Source organism: Enterobacter sp. 186315 (genome assembly GCF_053290175.1).
Genome location: NZ_JBPTTK010000036.1, coordinates 1 through 16,169 on the forward strand (window position 1 = coordinate 1; position 16,169 = coordinate 16,169).

Genomic DNA, 16,169 nt, shown 5'->3' on the forward strand with positions numbered 1-16,169 from the left:
GATGCCCTCACCCCAACCCTCTCCCACAGGGAGAGGGAGCAAACACTAAAAACGGCAACCTGGGTTGCCGTTTTGCTTTCACTTACGCTACGTGACTCGCCGCGATATCCAGCAGCGCCATCTCATCGCTGTTCAGCAGCTTCTCGATATTCACCAGAATCAGCATCCGCTCGCCCAGCGCGCCAAGGCCGGTCAGGTACTCGGTGGACAGCGTGACCGCAAACTCCGGTGCAGGACGGATCTGATCCGAGGTCAGCGACAGCACGTCAGACACCCCATCTACCACAATCCCGACCACGCGCTGGCCCAGGTTCAGCACAATCACCACGGTGTTCTCGTTGTAATCCACATCGCCCTGGCTGAACTTCACGCGCAGGTCTACGATCGGCACAATCACGCCGCGCAGGTTAGTTACCCCTTTGATAAACGCAGGCGTGTTCGCGATGCGGGTCACCTGATCGTAGCCGCGAATTTCCTGCACTTTCAGGATGTCGATGCCGTACTCTTCATCGCCTAAAGTGAAAACCAGGAACTCCTGTCCAGATGGCTCGCCCGCCAGTTTCGTTACGTTACTCATACCGGTCATGTTATTACCTTCTACTTAATCAGGCGGCTGTGTACGCCACACGTTGTTCACGATTTAATCCCTGAAGCGCTGACACATCAACAATCAGCGCCACGCTACCATCGCCCAGGATGGTGGCGGCAGAAATCCCCGGCACTTTGCGGTAGTTGCTTTCGAGGTTCTTCACAACAACCTGGTGCTGACCAATCAGCTGATCGACCAGCAGCGCGTAGCGGCGGCCCGCGCTTTGCAGGATCACAACGATACCTTGCGTGGCCTCCGTCTTCGCCCCATCCACCTCGAACACTTTCCACAGCTCGACCAGCGGCAGGTATTCGCCGCGCACTTCCAGCACGCGCTCGCCGCCCGCCAGCGGATGCAGATCCTCTTCGCGCGGTTGCAGGGATTCCATCACCGCGTTCAGCGGCAGAATAAAGACTTCGTCAGCCACTTTCACCGACATGCCGTCGAGAATCGCCAGCGTCAGCGGCAGCAGAATACGGATAGTGGTGCCCGATCCCTGCTTCGATTTGATCTCAACGTGGCCGCCCATCTCCTGGATATTACGCTTCACCACGTCCATGCCCACGCCGCGCCCGGACACGTCCGTCACCTGCTCGGCGGTGGAGAAGCCAGGGGCGAAGATCAGCATCCCCACCTCTTCATCGGTCATGTTTTCGTTCACCGCCATCCCCTGGGAAATCGCCTTCGCCAGGATGCGCTCGCGGTTCAGACCGGCACCGTCATCGGTCACTTCAATGCAGATATTGCCGCCCTGGTGTTCCGCTGAGAGGATCAGGTTGCCGACCGGGGATTTGCCCGCCGCGACGCGGTTTTCCGGCAGTTCGATACCGTGGTCGAGGCTGTTACGCACCAGGTGCGTTAACGGGTCGATAATGCGTTCAATCAGGCTTTTGTCCAGCTCGGTGGAGCTGCCCATCAGCGTCAGTTCGATTTGCTTGTTGAGCTTGCCGGCCAGATCGCGCACCAGGCGCGGGAAGCGGCTGAAGACATACTCCATCGGCATCATGCGGATGGACATCACCGATTCCTGCAAATCGCGGGCGTTACGTTGTAACTGACCCATGCTGGTGATCAGATCCCCGTGGGTCACCGGATCGAGTTCGTTGGAACGCTGGGCCAGCATCGACTGGGTGATCACCAGTTCACCGACCAGGTTAATCAGCTGGTCAACCTTCTCTACCGCCACGCGGATGCTGGTGGACTCGCTGGAGCGCGCCGCCGGCTTTTCACCGCGACCCGGTGCCGCAGGCTCTTTCGGCACCGCTTTCAGCGCAGGGGCTGCCACCGCCGCCGGTGCGGCAGCGGGCGCCACGACGGCAACCTCTTCAACCGCCGCCGGGGCTTCCGGCGTGTCGGTTTCAAAGGCAATCTGATCGGCTTCGATAACGAAGCACAGCACCGCCACGATATCGTCCTGGCCGATGCCGTCGTCAAGGGTCGCCGCAAGGCTATCTTTGCCCTTCACCACGTTGCTTAAGGTCGCAAGGTTGCCCAGCTCTTCTTCCAGCAAGTTGACTTCGCTCTCTTTCAGGCGCGACAGCACTACGCGCAGCTTGCCTGCCGGGGCAGCATCCGGTGTCGCCACCGTATCCACAACGCTCAGGTTTGCCGGGCTCACGACGGGCGCTGCGGCCTCGCCTTTTGCTTCCAGCGCCAGCTGGCGCAGCGCGTTGCAGATGTATTCAAAGCTGGCGGCATCAGGCTCTGCCGAGCTTTTATAGGCGTCGAGCTGTTCCTGCATAATATCTTTCGTTTCCAAAAACAGGTTAATAATGTCGGTATTGAGCTGCATCTCACCGCGTCGCGCTTCATCGAGCAGGTTTTCCATTAAATGGGTGGTCTCCTGCAAGATGGTAAAACCAAAGGTTCCGGCCCCGCCCTTTATGGAGTGCGCCGCACGGAAGATGGCATTAAGCTGCTCTGAATCCGGCGCTTCAGGCACCAGATCCAGCAGGTGTTGCTCCATATCCGCCAACAATTCGTCGGCTTCATCAAAGAATGTCTGATAAAAATCGCTAATATCCATGCTCACGCTATCACCTCGGATTGGCTGGTGGCGATGTTGGAACGGCAGCCGAAGGTACGGCCCCAGGCTGTTTTAAATCGTCCAGTGACTCATTCTGACTTTCGGCGTTTTCATGCAGGATGGCCTGCTCCGCCTGCTGGTTCAGCACTAAAAGACTGATACGACGGTTGATGGCGTCGTCCGGCCCGCGGTCGGTGACGCGCATGGTTGCCGCCATGCCGACCACGCGCAGAACCTTGCCATCATCAAGCCCACCCGCCACCAGCTCGCGACGCGAGGCGTTGGCACGGTCGGCAGAAAGCTCCCAGTTGCTGTATCCCTTCTCCCCGCTGGCATACGGGAAATCATCCGTGTGTCCTGACAGGCTGATACGGTTTGGAATGCCGTTCAGCACCGGCGCAATGGCGCGCAGGATATCGCGCATATAGGGTTCAACCTCCGCGCTGCCGGTTTTAAACATCGGGCGATTCTGGCTGTCGATAATCTGAATACGCAGCCCTTCCTGCACCAGGTCAATCTTCAGGTGCGGGCGCAGCGCGCGCAGTTTCGGGTCGGCCTCGATTAGCTGATCCAGGTCACCGCGCAGCTTCTTCAGGCGCGCCTGCTCCATTTTTCTTTTCAGCTCGTCGATGTTCGGCTCTTTTTTCACCTCACCCTTCTGCTGGGTGTAATCATCGCCGCCGCCGGGGATCGGGCTGTCGCTATTAGAAATACGCGGACCGCCCGATACCGCCGTCGCCAGCGGCGTCCGGAAATATTCGGCAATCTGAATAAGCTCTTTCGGGCTGGAGATTGAGATCAGCCACATCACCAGAAAGAAGGCCATCATGGCGGTCATAAAATCGGCGTAGGCGATTTTCCACGAGCCGTGCGCGCCGTGCCCGCCGCCCTTGTGCTTGCGCTTTTTTACGATGACGATCGGATGGGACTGGTTTTTCATGCGTCCTCAGTTGTCGTCTGTTGGTTTGGGTTTTTCACCGCACGCACGTGTTCTTCCAGCTCGATAAACGACGGACGCTCGCTGGAGTACAGCGTTTTACGGCCAAACTCCACGGCAATCGGCGGCGCATACCCGTTGAGGTTAGAGAGCAGCGTGATCTTCACGCACTGCATCATCTTGGTGGTTTCGGCGCTCTTCTGGCGCAGCACGCTCGCCAGCGGGGAGATAAACCCGTAGGCCAGCAAAATACCGAGGAAGGTCCCGACCATCGCGTGGGCAATCAGCGCACCCAGCTCCGCCGCCGGACGATCCGCCGAGGCCAGGGCGTGTACCACCCCCATCACCGCCGCGACGATACCGAACGCCGGAAGGGAGTCGCCCACCAGCGCCAGGCTATTGGCCGGCACTTCGGATTCGCTTTCGTGGGTTTCGATCTCTTCGTCCATCAGCGCTTCGATTTCGAAGGTATTCATGTTGCCGCTGATGATCAGGCGCAGGTAATCAACGATGAAATCCAGCATCATGGCGTCGGCCAGAATGCGCGGGTAGCTGGCGAAAATTTCGCTCTCTTTCGGGTTTTCAATATCACGCTCAAGCGAGAACATCCCCTGCTGGCGCGACTTCGCCATCAGGCGATAGAGCAGCGCGAGCAGATCCATGTACATGCTTTTGGTGTATTTCGAGCGACGGAACAGCAGCGGTATCGCCTTCAGCGTCCCCTTGATCGATTTACCGTTGTTACCAACGATAAAAGCCCCTACCCCTGCGCCGCCGATGATAATAAGTTCGGCCGGTTGATAGAGTGCTCCAAGGTGCCCGCCGGTCATCATGTAACCGCCGAAAACTGTACCGAGAACTACCAGGTAACCTAATAAGATAAGCACGACATCATCCTTCCGCTAGTGACTATGGCAGGACGTTCATTTCGACAGCGCGACCGGAATGGCGGGTAAAAAAAAGCAGCGGTAATCGCTTACCGCTGCTGGAATCTTTCCCACACGTTCGGGTTAAACAGCCTGTTCGATCTGTTCATCCAGCAGTTGTGGAATAATATCGGCAGCATCCCGGGAAAGTTTACGTCTTTTTACGGCGCGGGATGGAGGCTGGCATAAACTACAGGCAAAGCTGCCAGCAGGCTGATGAGCATGGGTAATGAAATTGCCGTCGCAGCTGTTGCAGCGGGACAGTTCAAGCATTCCGCTTTCAACAAAACGTACCAGCGTCCAGGCACGGGTTAGCGCCAGCAGAGGGCCTTCTTCCTGCTGGGGGCATTGCTCCAGGTAAAGTTTGTACGCTTTGATCACGGCATCAACGCCGCTGCACAGACCCGTTTTCAACAGGTACTGCCAGGCGTTGCAGAACATTGATGCATGAATGTTCTGTTCCCAGGTCATAAACCAGTCCGTGGAGAAGGGCAGCATTCCCTTTGGCGGTGGGCTGCCACGTAACTCTTTATACAGTTTGATAAGACGACCACGACTCAGCTGCGTTTCGCTTTCCAGCATTTGCAGACGAGCACCCAGCGTAATCAGTTCCATTGCCAGCTGTATGTCACGCGCTTCCTGAACAATGCTTTTTTCGCTCATTTTTAAGCCCTTTTCTTCCGGGCTACGTCGTCAGGCTGGCTGATTTCGTTGAGCAGGCGGGTAGAAAGTAAAATACCGGTATGGATCTGTTGCAGATCGTCCACGCGGGATTCCTGCGTCAGACGCGTAATGGTCTGAGGATTGTCAAAACGGAACTGACAGACCAGCTGATTGGTTTCCGCCAGCTTCACCATCTGAGGAAGGGTTAATCCACCCAGCATGGTTGCCATTTCTTCGTTAACACCTAAACGGAACATCGCGGACGCTTTGTCCTGACTAATTAAACGCTGCGCGAGCAGTAAATATGACAAATTGATGTCATAGATATGTTTTAGCAACTCGGATGTATGCATTTTTCCCATCCCGAATAACCAACTATTATTTTTATGCGGAAAGACCGCACCCCGTGATGTCGCCGGGAAATCACCCGGTATAAAAAAAAGAAAAGGCCAAATGCATAGTTGAATTAAGGTTTGTACGCAGTAAAACGCGCAACAGTTCAACACTCTGATGCGTTGCTTTCGCGTTTTATCATTTCTTACAAATAACTAAGATTTTTCCTAATTCGACGCAAACTCTACTCGTCAGCTCTTAGACATACAATGCGGCCTCGCTGAAAATTTAAAAAAAATGTGATGCACGTCACATAATTTACCCGAATGTTACCCACAAATCCATCAGCGTGACTTGTAATTTGGTTCTTTTTTGTACAATTCAGACTATTTTATATTCTTAATGAACGAATACTCATGCAGACGGGTGAACGGAACGGGTATGACAATTGCTTAGCGGACGGGATCGGGCGGGGTTTGGCAGAGGATATATCCTTGAGCGCAAAGACCAAAACATTATTCCATAAAAAACATAACGTTATACTTAGTTCAGAAACGATCAATTTCGCTGCGTGACCATCTCATTTGAGTTGATAACTGGTTAAAACGATTTAGCAGTACAACAGAGTGTGTGTAAGGTTTATGTTAAGTTGTTAATTTTTATCATCCCGACCCGGTTTTCGATTATTCCTTTTATAAGAATAATTAATGAATAATTATGATAAGGTTCACACTAATGTCGTATTCGCCTCTTGCAGAAGCCGATGAATCGCGGTAATGCTGAAGTAACGTTGTATTTCAGCCACCAAAGGAGTGCGTGATGAGCTACACCCATCTTCTTGTTTCTGTTGCTGTTTCCCCGGAGAGCCATCAGCTGGTTGCCAAAGCGGTGTCCATCGCCAGACCGGCCAATGCACGCATCAGCCTGATTACCCTGGCAGCTGAACCGGAAATGTATAATCAGCTGGCGGCGCCCATGCTTGAAGATATTCGTGAGGTATTACAGGAGGAAACACAGCAATTTCTGCGGGAGCTTGTGGATAAGGCACAATATCCTGTTCACCAGACCGTTATTGCCACCGGTGAATTAAACCAACATATTCTTGATATGTGCCGAAAGCAGAATATTGATTTAGTTATTTGCGGTAATCACAACCAAAGCTTCTTTTCCCGTGCGGCCTGCTCGGCAAAATCTATTGTTTCATCCAGCGAAGTCGACGTGCTGTTAGTGCCTCTCGGGGGAAAATAATCCCCCGAGAACGGTGCATTACGCCAGCTTAGGGAAGGTTGCGATCTTTTTTTGCAGATCGGTCTCCGAATTCTGCGGGGTGATGTCGCGCAAATCGCGAATAAAGCTCGCCTGCCAGTGGTCGATATCGTTTTTACGGATCACGTCCAGCATCTCCACATGGCGCGATATACGTTCTGCCAGCGGCATATTCAGCGCGCGATGCAGCGCATTTGCCACGTCATCGCGATCGTAAGGGTTTACGATCAGCGCCGAGGTCAGCTCGTTTGCCGCACCGGCAAACTGAGACAGCACCAGCACGCCAGGGTCGGCAGGATCTTGTGCTGCGACATACTCCTTCGCCACCAGATTCATCCCGTCACGCAGCGGCGTAACCAGGCCGACGTCGGCGTAGCGGAACACCTTCATCAAAATTTTGCGCTCAAAGTGCTGGTTTAAGTAGTAGAGCGGCGTCCAGCCGAGCTGCCCGTAGCGACCGTTGATGCGCCCTGCTTCGGTTTCCAGCTGATGACGAATGTCCTGATAGGCCTGCACTTCACCGCGCGAGGTCGGGGCAATCTGCGTATAGCGGATTTTGCCGTGGTGTTCAGGATATTTATCCAGCAGCGCCTCATAGGCGAGGAACCGTTCCGGCAGCCCTTTGGAGTAATCCAGACGCTCCACCGAGAAGATGTTTTTGACGTTCTTTAGCTCCTGCTTAAGCTGTGCAAGCTTAGGCGGCAGCGGGCCGGAGGCCTGTTCGGCAATCTCGTCAGGCTCGATGCCGATAGGATAGACCTCCGTGTGGAAGGTCTTGCCGTAGGCGGTGTGCGATTTGCCGCTGCCGGTCACCAGACGGGTTTTGCCGGACACGCTGTCGAGGAACGCGAGGCGGTCGTTTTCCGTCTGGAAGCCGAGCAGGTCGTAATCGCACAGGGATTCAAGCAGCTCCTCGTGCGGCGGCAGCGCGTTGAAGATCTCCGGCGTCGGGAACGGAATATGCAGGAAGAAGCCGATACGGTTGTTCACGCCGCGCTTGCGCAGCTCGTTGGCGAACGGCAGAAGGTGATAATCATGAACCCATAAAATATCGTCTTCTTCGATCAAAGGCAGCAGTTTATCCGCCAGCAGCGCGTTCACGCGCATGTAGCCTTCAAAGCCGTCGCGCTGGAATTTTACCAGGTCCAGACGATAGTGGAACGCAGGCCACAGCACCGCGTTTGAGAACTCGGAATAGTATTCGTCGTAATCTTTTTCATTGAGGTCAAACGAGGCCCAGGTGATGTTGCCCCGCGTGACTTTTTTCAGCGGTTTCTCTTCGTTGCTGATTTCACCGCCCCAGCCAAACCACAGTCCACCCGTGGCTTTTAAGGCACCTAACACCCCTACCGCCAGGCCACCGGCGCTGGCTTTTTTATCGTCAGGCGGTGCGATACGGTTAGAGATGACGACTAAGCGACCCATATTGATTACCCCCATTGTGTTGCGCTATTTGTAGTTGTTGCTGGTTAGCGACATCTGTTATCCATTGCCAGACTGAAGCGACGTTATCCAGACGCCATCTGGCACTTGTTTCACCCGGCCCAACCTTTACCGATATCCCGTCGGCCTGGTTGACGACCGAAAAACCTGCTTCGTCAGTGAGGTCATCCCCGAGAAATACCGGGGTTCTGCCGTTAAACGGCGCTGTGGCCATAAAGGCCGCAATGGCCTCACCTTTGTTAATCCCCTTAGGTTTGATCTCCACCACGCATTTACCCGGCTGAAGCGCCAGCTGCGGATGTTCCTGCACGATAAGATCTGCCAGCGCGAGAATGGACTCTTTATGCTGCGGCGCCTGGCGATAGTGCAGCGCAAAGGCCATGCCCTTGGCTTCAAGCTCGCTACCGGGAAGGTAAGCGAGCGCCGACGCCAGCTGTGAGTGCAGCGTCTGGACTAATTCTTCAGGGAGAGATACGACATGCGTTTTGTCATGGATGTCGCGGCGCTCCGCTCCGTGGACACCCGCCAGCGGAAAACGGTAAGGCCCGGCAAGCTTGTCCAGCTCGGCCATTGAGCGCCCTGAGATCAATGCCACTGCTCCCTCATTCATTTGCGAGAGCTGGTACACCTTCTCCAGCACCGGGGCGGGAATAGACACCTGGTCTGGATGAGGTTTTATCTCGGCGAGCGTGCCGTCGAGATCGAAAAAGTACGCAAAATGTCCGGGCAGTACAGGCGGTGTTGTTAACTGGTCAGCCACCCTATTCCTCCTTACAGTTGTGAGAGGTAATACCGTTACCTCCTCATTAGCCATGTAAGTATAGACAGTGTGACGGGGCTCGCCATTTGACAACCCACCGGCCAGGGAAAGTGGCCGGTGGGTTTAGGGGTCAACTACAGTTAAAAGTTGGGTGGTAAAACGGGGAAAAATGGCCTAAACGGTACGCTTCGCTTTTTGCTTGTAACGGTCGAAGATCACCGCTGCGAGCAGGATCAGGCCGCGTACCACGTACTGCGAGAACGGGGAGATGTTCAGCAGATTCATGGCGTTCTCCACCGTCCCCAGAATCAGGATCCCGGCCACCACATATGAGATTTTTCCGATGCCGCCTTTGAGGGAAACACCGCCCAGCACGCAGGCTGAAATGACAATCAGCTCATAGCCGATAGAGGTCATCGGCTGTCCGCTGGTCATTCGCGAGGCCAGAATAATCCCCGCCGCCGCCGAAACCAGACCCGACAGCACAAAGATAATTATCTTGGTGCGCACCACCGGAACACCGGCCAGACGCGCCGCCTCTTCGTTGCCGCCGATCGCCAGCGTGTTGCGGCCAAAGGTGGTGCGGTTGAGCAGGAAGCCAAAAATAATCAGGCAGCCTACCGTCAGCCAGATTGGCGCAGGCAGCCCTAACCAGTTGGCGTAGCCCAGAGTAAAGAAGCGCTCGTCTTCAATCCCGACCGCTTTACCGTCAGAGATAATATAGGCCAGACCGCGCACGATCTGCATGGTGGCAAGGGTGGTGATCAGCGCGTTGATCTTGAGCCGCGCAATCACGAAGCCGTTCACCAGACCGCTCAGCACGCCCAGCATCAAACCGGCAAAGACGCCAATCCACAGGCTCTCGGTCATGTTGATCACCACCGCGGTGGTCACCCCCGCACAGGCGATAACGGACGCCACTGACAGGTCGAAATCGCCCGAGGCCAGACAGAACAGCATTCCGCAGGCGACCATGCCGGACATGGAAATCGCCAGCCCCAGCCCCTTCATATTAATGAAGGTGGCGAAGTTCGGCACGAAGATGGCGCAGGCGAGGAACAGGGCGGCAAAGACCACTAGCATGCCGTACTGATCCCAGATGCGGCCAAAACTGAAAGCCGATTTCGGCGCTCCGGAGGTAGTTACAGAGGACATCTTTGACTCCTTACTCAGGCGACAGCCTGGCTAACTTTAGGCATGGCGAGGCTCAACGCCTGTTGTTCATTCGCCTGTTCATGAAGCAATTCACCGGCAATTTCGCCCTCACGCATTACCACGATGCGATCGGCAACGCCCAGCACCTCAGGCAGATCGCTGGAGGCGAACAGCACCGCCACGCCGCGTTTTGCCAGCGCATAAATCACGTTATAGATTTCGTGTTTTGCCCCCACGTCGATACCGCGCGTCGGTTCATCGAGCAAAATGACCTTCATGTCTTCGGACAGCCAGCGGCCCAGAATGGCTTTCTGCTGGTTGCCGCCGGAGAGGTTCATAATCAGCTGCTCCGCGCCCGGCGTTTTGATGTTTAACGAGCGGATATGGTGTTCGGCGTTGCTCGCCTCCCAGCCGTCGTTGATCAGGCAGCCCGCGCGAATAAACTTCCGTCTTGCTGAGATGTTGATGTTGTCGCGCACGGAGTGGACCGGAATAATCCCCTCGGCTTTACGATCTTCCGGACAGAGCATCATCCCGGCGCGGATCGCGTGGGCGGGCTTCTGGATATCCACCGCCTCGCCGTCGATAGCCACCTGCCCTTCGCTGATGCGCGTACCGCCAAACAGCCCTTTCATCAGCTCGCTGCGCCCTGCGCCCACCAGACCAAACAGCCCGACGATTTCACCGCTGCGCACCGAGAGCGAGATTGGCGTGCGCACGCCCGGCGCTTTGACGTTGTCCAGACGCAGGCGCTCCGGGCCATACTCACGCGGCTGCCAGTGGTAGATATCCCCGAGATCGCGCCCGACCATCGCCTGCACCAGCTGGTCGTGGTTGACCTGCTGCATATCGCTGAAGGTGCGCACGTAGCGCCCGTCCTTGAAGACGGTAATCGCGTCACTCAGGGCGAAAATTTCTTCCATACGGTGCGAAACGTACAAAATCGTGCGCCCCTCTTTGCGCAGCTCGCGGATCACGCGGAAGAGGTTTTCAATTTCACGCGCCGAGAGCGAGCTGGTCGGCTCGTCAAAGGCAATAACTCTGGCGTTACGCGCCAGCGCCTTGGCGATTTCGACCATCTGCCATTGGCCAATCGAGAGATACTTGAGCGGCGTCTGCGGATCGACGTCCAGCCCCAGATGCTTTAACTGTAACCCTGCCTCGTAGTTAAGCAGCGAGCGATTTACCACGCCGCTCTTGTGCGGAAGCTGGCCTAAATAGATGTTTTCCGCCACGGTCATCTCAGGAATGAGATGCAGCTCCTGATAAATAATCGCGACCCCGGCATTGAGCGCCGCCGTGGTATCGGCAAAGACCTTCTCTTCGCCGCGGATCGCCAGCGTGCCGGTGGTAGGGGTGTAGAACCCGCTGAGGATCTTTAACAGCGTGGATTTTCCCGCGCCGTTCTCCCCCATCAGGGCGTGAACCTGGCCGGCATAGCAGTCGAAGCTGATGTCGGTCAGCGCGTTAACACCGGGGAAGGTTTTACCGATGCCGCGAAAAGAGAGATACGGTAAGGACTCTTGCATAACGACTCCGTGATTCCTGAAGTGTGAACGTCTGGCCCCTCGCGTCGCCGGGAGGGGCGCAATCACAGCGAATTACTTACCGCCCAGTCCTTTTTTCGCCAGCTCCTCTTTGAAGTTGTCGCGGGTGATCAGCACCACGTCGGTCACTTCGGTGAATTTCGGCGGCTCAGCCCCTTTGGTCACCCAGTTGTAGAGCATTTCACTGGATTTGTAGCCGTGAACGTCCGGGCTCGGCAGCAGGGAGCCGTAGAAGCCGGTGGCCTGCGCTTTAGAGAGTTCGCTGACCGCGTCAACGCCGTTGATGCCGATGCCGATCACGTCTGGCGCTTTAAAGCCCTGACCTTCTGTTGCGCGCACGCCGCCCAGCACGGTGTTGTCGTTCATGCCGACCACCAGCCAGTGTTTCACTTCAGGATGCTGAACCAGCATGGAGTTGGCGGCGTCAAAGGCGCCCGGGATATCGTTAGATTTGGTTGGCACTTTGTAGATCTGTTTTTCCGGGAAGCCCGCGGCCTTCAGGGCATCCATCGAACCGGAAGTACGGCGGCGCGCGGTGTCCAGCTCGTCCGCGGTGATGGCCATTACGCCGGTCTCTTTTACGTCCCAGCCGCGTTTTTGCATCTCTTTATACAGCTCCTGGCCCTGACGCTCCCCGATTTTGGTGGCGGCCATCATCACCAGCGGCACGCTGTCCATCGGCTTGCCTTTGGCGTTCACGAACTGGTCATCCACGGCGATCACCTTCATGTCGTACCCGCGCGCTTTGGCGGCAATGGCCGAGCCGAGTTTTGGATCTGGCGTACAAATAACAAAGCCCTTCGCGCCGCTGGCGGCCAGGCTGTCGATGGCGTTCAGGGTTTTCTCACCGTCAGGCACGGCGATTTTAATCACTTCAAAACCTAAATCTTTCCCGGCTTTATCGGCGAATTTCCATTCGGTCTGGAACCAGGGTTCTTCAGGCTGTTTCACTAAAAAACCGAGTTTTAAATTTTCAGCGATAGCGGATTGTGACATAACGGCAGCCAGACCGATGGCCGCCAGCGCTTTAGTAAATTTGTGCATGGTAAACTCCAGCTTGAGCATTCTTTTCTGTAGGGAAGATTTGCGTGCTTCTTATTTAATCGGACGTAAAACAAGGCATTAGCGCTTACCTTGTTATAAGCGTTAGTGCTGGTGATAGTTTTAGCGGGAAATTAATCATCCATAAGAGAGCGCCATCACACCGCAGAATTACAGTAATTGCGTACATAAATTCAGCGAGAAATGACATAAAAACGGCAGATATTGTCGGACAAATAGAAAGGGATTAAGCAGAATTATCCATAAGGTCAGCAAAGTCGTCCTGTAGGCCGGGCACGTCGCGCCCGGCAACACGCTTACCAGGCGTAATAGATGTGGTCCGCGTGATCGCGAACCGGCGCCTCATCGCCCAGCAAACGGGCCGCGAGCGTCAGGGCAAAATCGAAGGCGTGGCCGAGGCCTTTACCGCTGAGCAGGTTTTTATCCTCCACCACCGGCGCGTCTACATATTCCCCGTCGGTGACGGTTTGCCATAAATCCCCTGAGCAGACGTAGCGCCGCCCCTTCAGCAGCCCGTTACCGCCCAGCACGCGGGCGGCGGCGGAGCAAATCGGGCAGATAAGCTTCCCGCTCTCATCGTGGGCCGAAACAAAGCGCACCACCTCCCGGCTGGCGGCTAAATTCACGCTTCCCTGCGGGCCACCCGGCAGCACCACCGCGTCATACAGCGTGTCGATGCGCTCCGTCAGCGTGCTGTCCGCTACCATTGGAATATCATGGTAGCTGACCACCGCACGGGACCCGGCGCAGGCGAGCGTTTCAACCTCAATATGCATTCGGCGCAAAATATCAATAGTGATAATCGCCTCCGCTTCTTCAAAACCTGGTGCCAGCAGCACCGCGACTTTAGCCATTTTGCCCTCACTAAAATATCATTAAAACGATGTTTCATTTTCACAGAGTGACGTACCACAAACTCGCTTTGGGATCACATATTCAGCGATGAGGGGCAAAAATGATCTAACGCAATTTTTGCGCTACAGGATATATCGGCAAAAATAAATAGGCTTTTTTAAATCGTTAATGAGAATGACGCTATTTCATTCTGCAAGACATTTATTTATCACCATTTTTATTCTGATTTATTTTTAAAGCCTTTATTTTCAATGAGTTAATAATTAGCAAAATGTGTAAGTCTGTTTGCGCATCTTCACTATATTAAAAGTTGTAATGTATCGTAAAAACCGCGCCCCTAAGAGTTTTCTTATACTCCTTTAGGGGGTATGCTTATTTGTAACGAGCACAGGACGTGTTTATTCGAAACATTCGGAATAACAGAATATTTCAATTCTGCTCTCATTATCGTGCGTTGATGCGGTTGTGCGATAAGCATTACCACCTGCCGGGTCAGGTTAAGCAACGGACATATCGTCCCCGTAAATAAGGATATAAGTATGGCTACTCAAGCGATGATTCAAAAACTGAATGCACAGATGAATCTGGAGTTTTATGCCTCCAACCTGCATTTGTATTTGAGTGACTGGTGTTCTGAGAACAGCCTCAACGGTTCTGCCACCTTCTTCCGCTCCCAGGCGCAAAGCAATGTGACCCACATGATGCGCGTGTTTGAGTTTATGAAACACGTCGGCGCCAACCCTATTGTCAAAGCGTTCGACAAACTGGAAGACGACTACTCCTGTCTGGAAGAGCTGTTCCAGAAAACGCTGGAAGAGTTCGATCAGCGTTATGAAACGCTCAATAAACTTGCCGTTGAAGCCAGGGCGCAGCAGGACAGCACCACGCTGCATTTCCTCGAAGATATGGGTAAAGAGCAGCTGCACGATCGCGAGCTGCTCAAAGCGCTGGCCGCCGAAATTGACAACGCCAGACGCGCCGGATTATGCCCGGAGCAGACCGACCGCCACCTTCTCGATATCGTGAACGACCAGCATCACTGATCGCCCCGCCTGCATCGGCTTATTTCGGTGCAGGCCCGTTTCCTCCTCACAACCCCCTGCTTTTTCTGACATTTAACAAATCAGATCTCGCTCCCAATGAATATCCCTACATCGTGTAATGATTTAGCCAGAATCTATCATTGACGAGGGAGCTTCATGATTACCATCGAGTTTGTTGTCATTATCCTCTGCCTGCTGGTCGGCACGCGCTTTGGCGGCATGGGGCTTGGCCTGATAAGCGGTATCGGCCTGTTCATTCTGAGTTTTGTCTTTGGCCTCCAGCCCGGTAAACCGCCCGTTGACGTGATGCTCACGATCCTTGCGGTCATCGGCTGTGCGGCCACGCTACAGACGGCGGGCGGGCTAAACGTGATGATGCAGTTTGCCGAGCGGCTGCTGCGAAAGCATCCCCAGCACATTACGCTGCTGGCCCCGTTTACCACCTGGATGCTGACGTTTTTATGCGGCACCGGGCACGTGGTCTACACCATGTTTCCCATCATTGCGGATATCGCGCTGAAAAAAGGGATCCGCCCTGAACGCCCGATGGCGGTAGCCTCTGTCGCATCGCAGATGGCGATCACCGCTTCGCCGGTCTCCGTTGCCGTGGTGTCGCTGGTGTCGATTATCGGCGCGCAGCACGGGATCGGCCAGGCGTGGGGGATCCTGGAAATTTTAGCGGTCTCCGTTCCCGCGTCTTTATTCGGCGTAACGATCGCGGCGCTCTGGAGCCTGCGCCGCGGTAAGGATCTGGCCGACGACGCGGAATTTCAGCAGAAGCTTGCCGATCCGAAGCAGCGGGAGTTTATCTACGGCAGCACCGAAACCCTGATGAACCAGCGCTTCCCGAAAAAGGCCTACTGGTCAACGTGGATCTTCTTTGCCGGGATTGCGGTGGTGGTGCTGCTGGGCGCCCTGCCCGAGCTGCGCCCGAGCTTTGAGATAAAAGGCAAAATGACCGCCCTGTCGATGAACCTTGTTATCCAGATGATGATGCTGATTGCGGGTGCCGTGATGCTGATAGTCTGCAAGGTCAACGCCTCCGCCATTTCGAACGGTGCGGTTTTCAAAGCCGGGATGGTGGCGATTTTCTCGGTGTTTGGCGTGGCGTGGATGAGCGATACCTTTTTCCAGGCGCATCTGGACGAGCTGAAAATGGCGCTTGAGGGCGTGGTGAAAAGCCATCCCTGGACCTACGCCATCGTGCTGTTCCTGGTCTCGAAACTGGTGAACAGCCAGGCGGCCGCGCTGACCGCCGTCGCGCCGATGGGGTTAATGCTGGGGATTGAGCCGAAAATGCTGATCGCCTTCTTCCCGGCGTCCTACGGCTACTTTGTGCTGCCAACCTATCCAAGCGACCTGGCCTGCATCGGGTTTGACCGTTCGGGAACAACGCGGATCGGGCGATTTATCATTAACCACAGCTTTATTCTGCCGGGCCTGATTGGGGTGAGCTGTGCGTGCGCGGCAAGTTATCTGCTGGTGCAGACCTTCTTTTAAATCCTGCCGGGGGGGGGGCGGGGGGGGGCGGGGGCGGGTTTTGTGAAAAAGGGTTTTTATTTAA

The 16,169-nt window shown here is 55.0% G+C and carries 15 protein-coding genes; 3 read left to right on the top strand and 12 right to left on the bottom strand.

The window, feature by feature from the left end; translation table 11 throughout:
• Nucleotides 1–82 precede the first annotated feature (82 nt).
• From cheW to flhD, 6 genes are all read right to left on the bottom strand, one after another.
• Nucleotides 83–586, bottom strand: coding sequence for a chemotaxis protein CheW (gene cheW / locus ACSVHP_RS22270; protein WP_134350702.1), 504 nt, complete (start codon nt 584–586; stop codon nt 83–85).
• Nucleotides 587–605: 19 nt separating this feature from the next.
• The gene (gene cheA / locus ACSVHP_RS22275; protein ID WP_447552960.1) at nt 606–2,621 is read right to left on the bottom strand and encodes a chemotaxis protein CheA; all 2,016 of its coding nucleotides are present in this window, start codon (nt 2,619–2,621) and stop codon (nt 606–608) included.
• A gap of 4 nt (nt 2,622–2,625) precedes the next feature.
• Nucleotides 2,626–3,555, bottom strand: coding sequence for a flagellar motor protein MotB (gene motB, locus ACSVHP_RS22280; protein WP_417313070.1), 930 nt, complete (start codon nt 3,553–3,555; stop codon nt 2,626–2,628).
• A complete protein-coding gene (gene motA / locus ACSVHP_RS22285) occupies nt 3,552–4,439 on the bottom strand; it encodes a flagellar motor stator protein MotA (RefSeq protein ID WP_008500417.1) in 888 nt (295 codons plus the stop codon). Before motA ends, motB begins: the two co-directional genes overlap by 4 nt.
• Nucleotides 4,440–4,562: 123 nt before the next feature.
• Nucleotides 4,563–5,141 carry a flagellar transcriptional regulator FlhC gene (gene flhC, locus ACSVHP_RS22290; RefSeq protein ID WP_112010691.1) on the bottom strand — a complete coding sequence of 193 codons (579 nt, stop codon included), beginning with the start codon at nt 5,139–5,141 and terminating at the stop codon, nt 4,563–4,565.
• A gap of 2 nt (nt 5,142–5,143) precedes the next feature.
• Nucleotides 5,144–5,494 (bottom strand): flagellar transcriptional regulator FlhD, encoded by a 351-nt coding sequence (gene flhD, locus ACSVHP_RS22295; RefSeq protein WP_234674410.1) that lies wholly within the window; start codon nt 5,492–5,494, stop codon nt 5,144–5,146.
• A gap of 799 nt (nt 5,495–6,293) precedes the next feature.
• Between flhD and uspC the strand changes: the two genes are divergently transcribed.
• Entirely contained in the window at nt 6,294–6,722 is a 429-nt protein-coding gene (gene uspC, locus ACSVHP_RS22300; RefSeq protein WP_447552961.1) for a universal stress protein UspC, read from the top strand.
• An 18-nt stretch (nt 6,723–6,740) separates the two neighbouring features.
• Here uspC and otsA read toward each other — a convergent pair whose 3' ends face one another.
• The 6 genes from otsA to ACSVHP_RS22330 all read right to left on the bottom strand — a co-directional run bounded on the left by otsA (nt 6,741) and on the right by ACSVHP_RS22330 (nt 13,561).
• On the bottom strand, nt 6,741–8,165 hold the full coding sequence (otsA, locus tag ACSVHP_RS22305) for an alpha,alpha-trehalose-phosphate synthase (RefSeq protein ID WP_447552962.1): 1,425 nt from the start codon (nt 8,163–8,165) through the stop codon (nt 6,741–6,743).
• Entirely contained in the window at nt 8,140–8,943 is an 804-nt protein-coding gene (otsB, locus tag ACSVHP_RS22310) for a trehalose-phosphatase (protein WP_447552963.1), read from the bottom strand. The genes otsA and otsB overlap by 26 nt, the downstream gene beginning before the upstream one ends.
• 174 nt (nt 8,944–9,117) lie before the next feature.
• Nucleotides 9,118–10,098: an arabinose ABC transporter permease AraH gene (araH, locus tag ACSVHP_RS22315; RefSeq protein WP_234674406.1), complete on the bottom strand. Its 981-nt coding sequence runs from the start codon at nt 10,096–10,098 to the stop codon at nt 9,118–9,120.
• Between the two features lie 14 nt (nt 10,099–10,112).
• On the bottom strand, nt 10,113–11,627 hold the full coding sequence (gene araG, locus ACSVHP_RS22320; RefSeq protein WP_447552964.1) for an L-arabinose ABC transporter ATP-binding protein AraG: 1,515 nt from the start codon (nt 11,625–11,627) through the stop codon (nt 10,113–10,115).
• 72 nt (nt 11,628–11,699) lie between these two features.
• Nucleotides 11,700–12,689: an arabinose ABC transporter substrate-binding protein AraF gene (araF, locus tag ACSVHP_RS22325; protein WP_131632224.1), complete on the bottom strand. Its 990-nt coding sequence runs from the start codon at nt 12,687–12,689 to the stop codon at nt 11,700–11,702.
• Between the two features lie 314 nt (nt 12,690–13,003).
• Complete coding sequence (locus ACSVHP_RS22330) at nt 13,004–13,561, bottom strand: DJ-1 family glyoxalase III (RefSeq protein ID WP_447552965.1); 558 nt, start codon at nt 13,559–13,561, stop codon at nt 13,004–13,006.
• Between the two features lie 540 nt (nt 13,562–14,101).
• Here ACSVHP_RS22330 and ACSVHP_RS22335 point away from each other — a divergent pair.
• Together ACSVHP_RS22335 and ACSVHP_RS22340 are read left to right on the top strand one after the other, a co-directional pair.
• A complete protein-coding gene (locus ACSVHP_RS22335) occupies nt 14,102–14,605 on the top strand; it encodes a non-heme ferritin-like protein (protein ID WP_234674403.1) in 504 nt (167 codons plus the stop codon).
• Between the two features lie 156 nt (nt 14,606–14,761).
• Entirely contained in the window at nt 14,762–16,105 is a 1,344-nt protein-coding gene (locus ACSVHP_RS22340; protein WP_447552966.1) for an anaerobic C4-dicarboxylate transporter, read from the top strand.
• Nucleotides 16,106–16,169 lie beyond the last annotated feature (64 nt).

Excerpts from the sequence above, each read along its gene's own strand:
- araG (WP_447552964.1), bottom strand. The coding sequence starts at position 11,627 with ATGCAAGAGTCCTTACCGTATCTCTCTTTTCGCGGCATCGGTAAAACC.
- flhC (WP_112010691.1), bottom strand. The coding sequence starts at position 5,141 with ATGAGCGAAAAAAGCATTGTTCAGGAAGCGCGTGACATACAGCTGGCA.
- araH (WP_234674406.1), bottom strand. The coding sequence starts at position 10,098 with ATGTCCTCTGTAACTACCTCCGGAGCGCCGAAATCGGCTTTCAGTTTT.
- ACSVHP_RS22335 (WP_234674403.1), top strand. The coding sequence starts at position 14,102 with ATGGCTACTCAAGCGATGATTCAAAAACTGAATGCACAGATGAATCTG.
- flhD (WP_234674410.1), bottom strand. The coding sequence starts at position 5,494 with ATGCATACATCCGAGTTGCTAAAACATATCTATGACATCAATTTGTCA.
- ACSVHP_RS22340 (WP_447552966.1), top strand. The coding sequence starts at position 14,762 with ATGATTACCATCGAGTTTGTTGTCATTATCCTCTGCCTGCTGGTCGGC.
- otsA (WP_447552962.1), bottom strand. The coding sequence starts at position 8,165 with ATGGGTCGCTTAGTCGTCATCTCTAACCGTATCGCACCGCCTGACGAT.
- araF (WP_131632224.1), bottom strand. The coding sequence starts at position 12,689 with ATGCACAAATTTACTAAAGCGCTGGCGGCCATCGGTCTGGCTGCCGTT.
- motB (WP_417313070.1), bottom strand. The coding sequence starts at position 3,555 with ATGAAAAACCAGTCCCATCCGATCGTCATCGTAAAAAAGCGCAAGCAC.
- cheW (WP_134350702.1), bottom strand. The coding sequence starts at position 586 with ATGACCGGTATGAGTAACGTAACGAAACTGGCGGGCGAGCCATCTGGA.
- uspC (WP_447552961.1), top strand. The coding sequence starts at position 6,294 with ATGAGCTACACCCATCTTCTTGTTTCTGTTGCTGTTTCCCCGGAGAGC.
- ACSVHP_RS22330 (WP_447552965.1), bottom strand. The coding sequence starts at position 13,561 with ATGGCTAAAGTCGCGGTGCTGCTGGCACCAGGTTTTGAAGAAGCGGAG.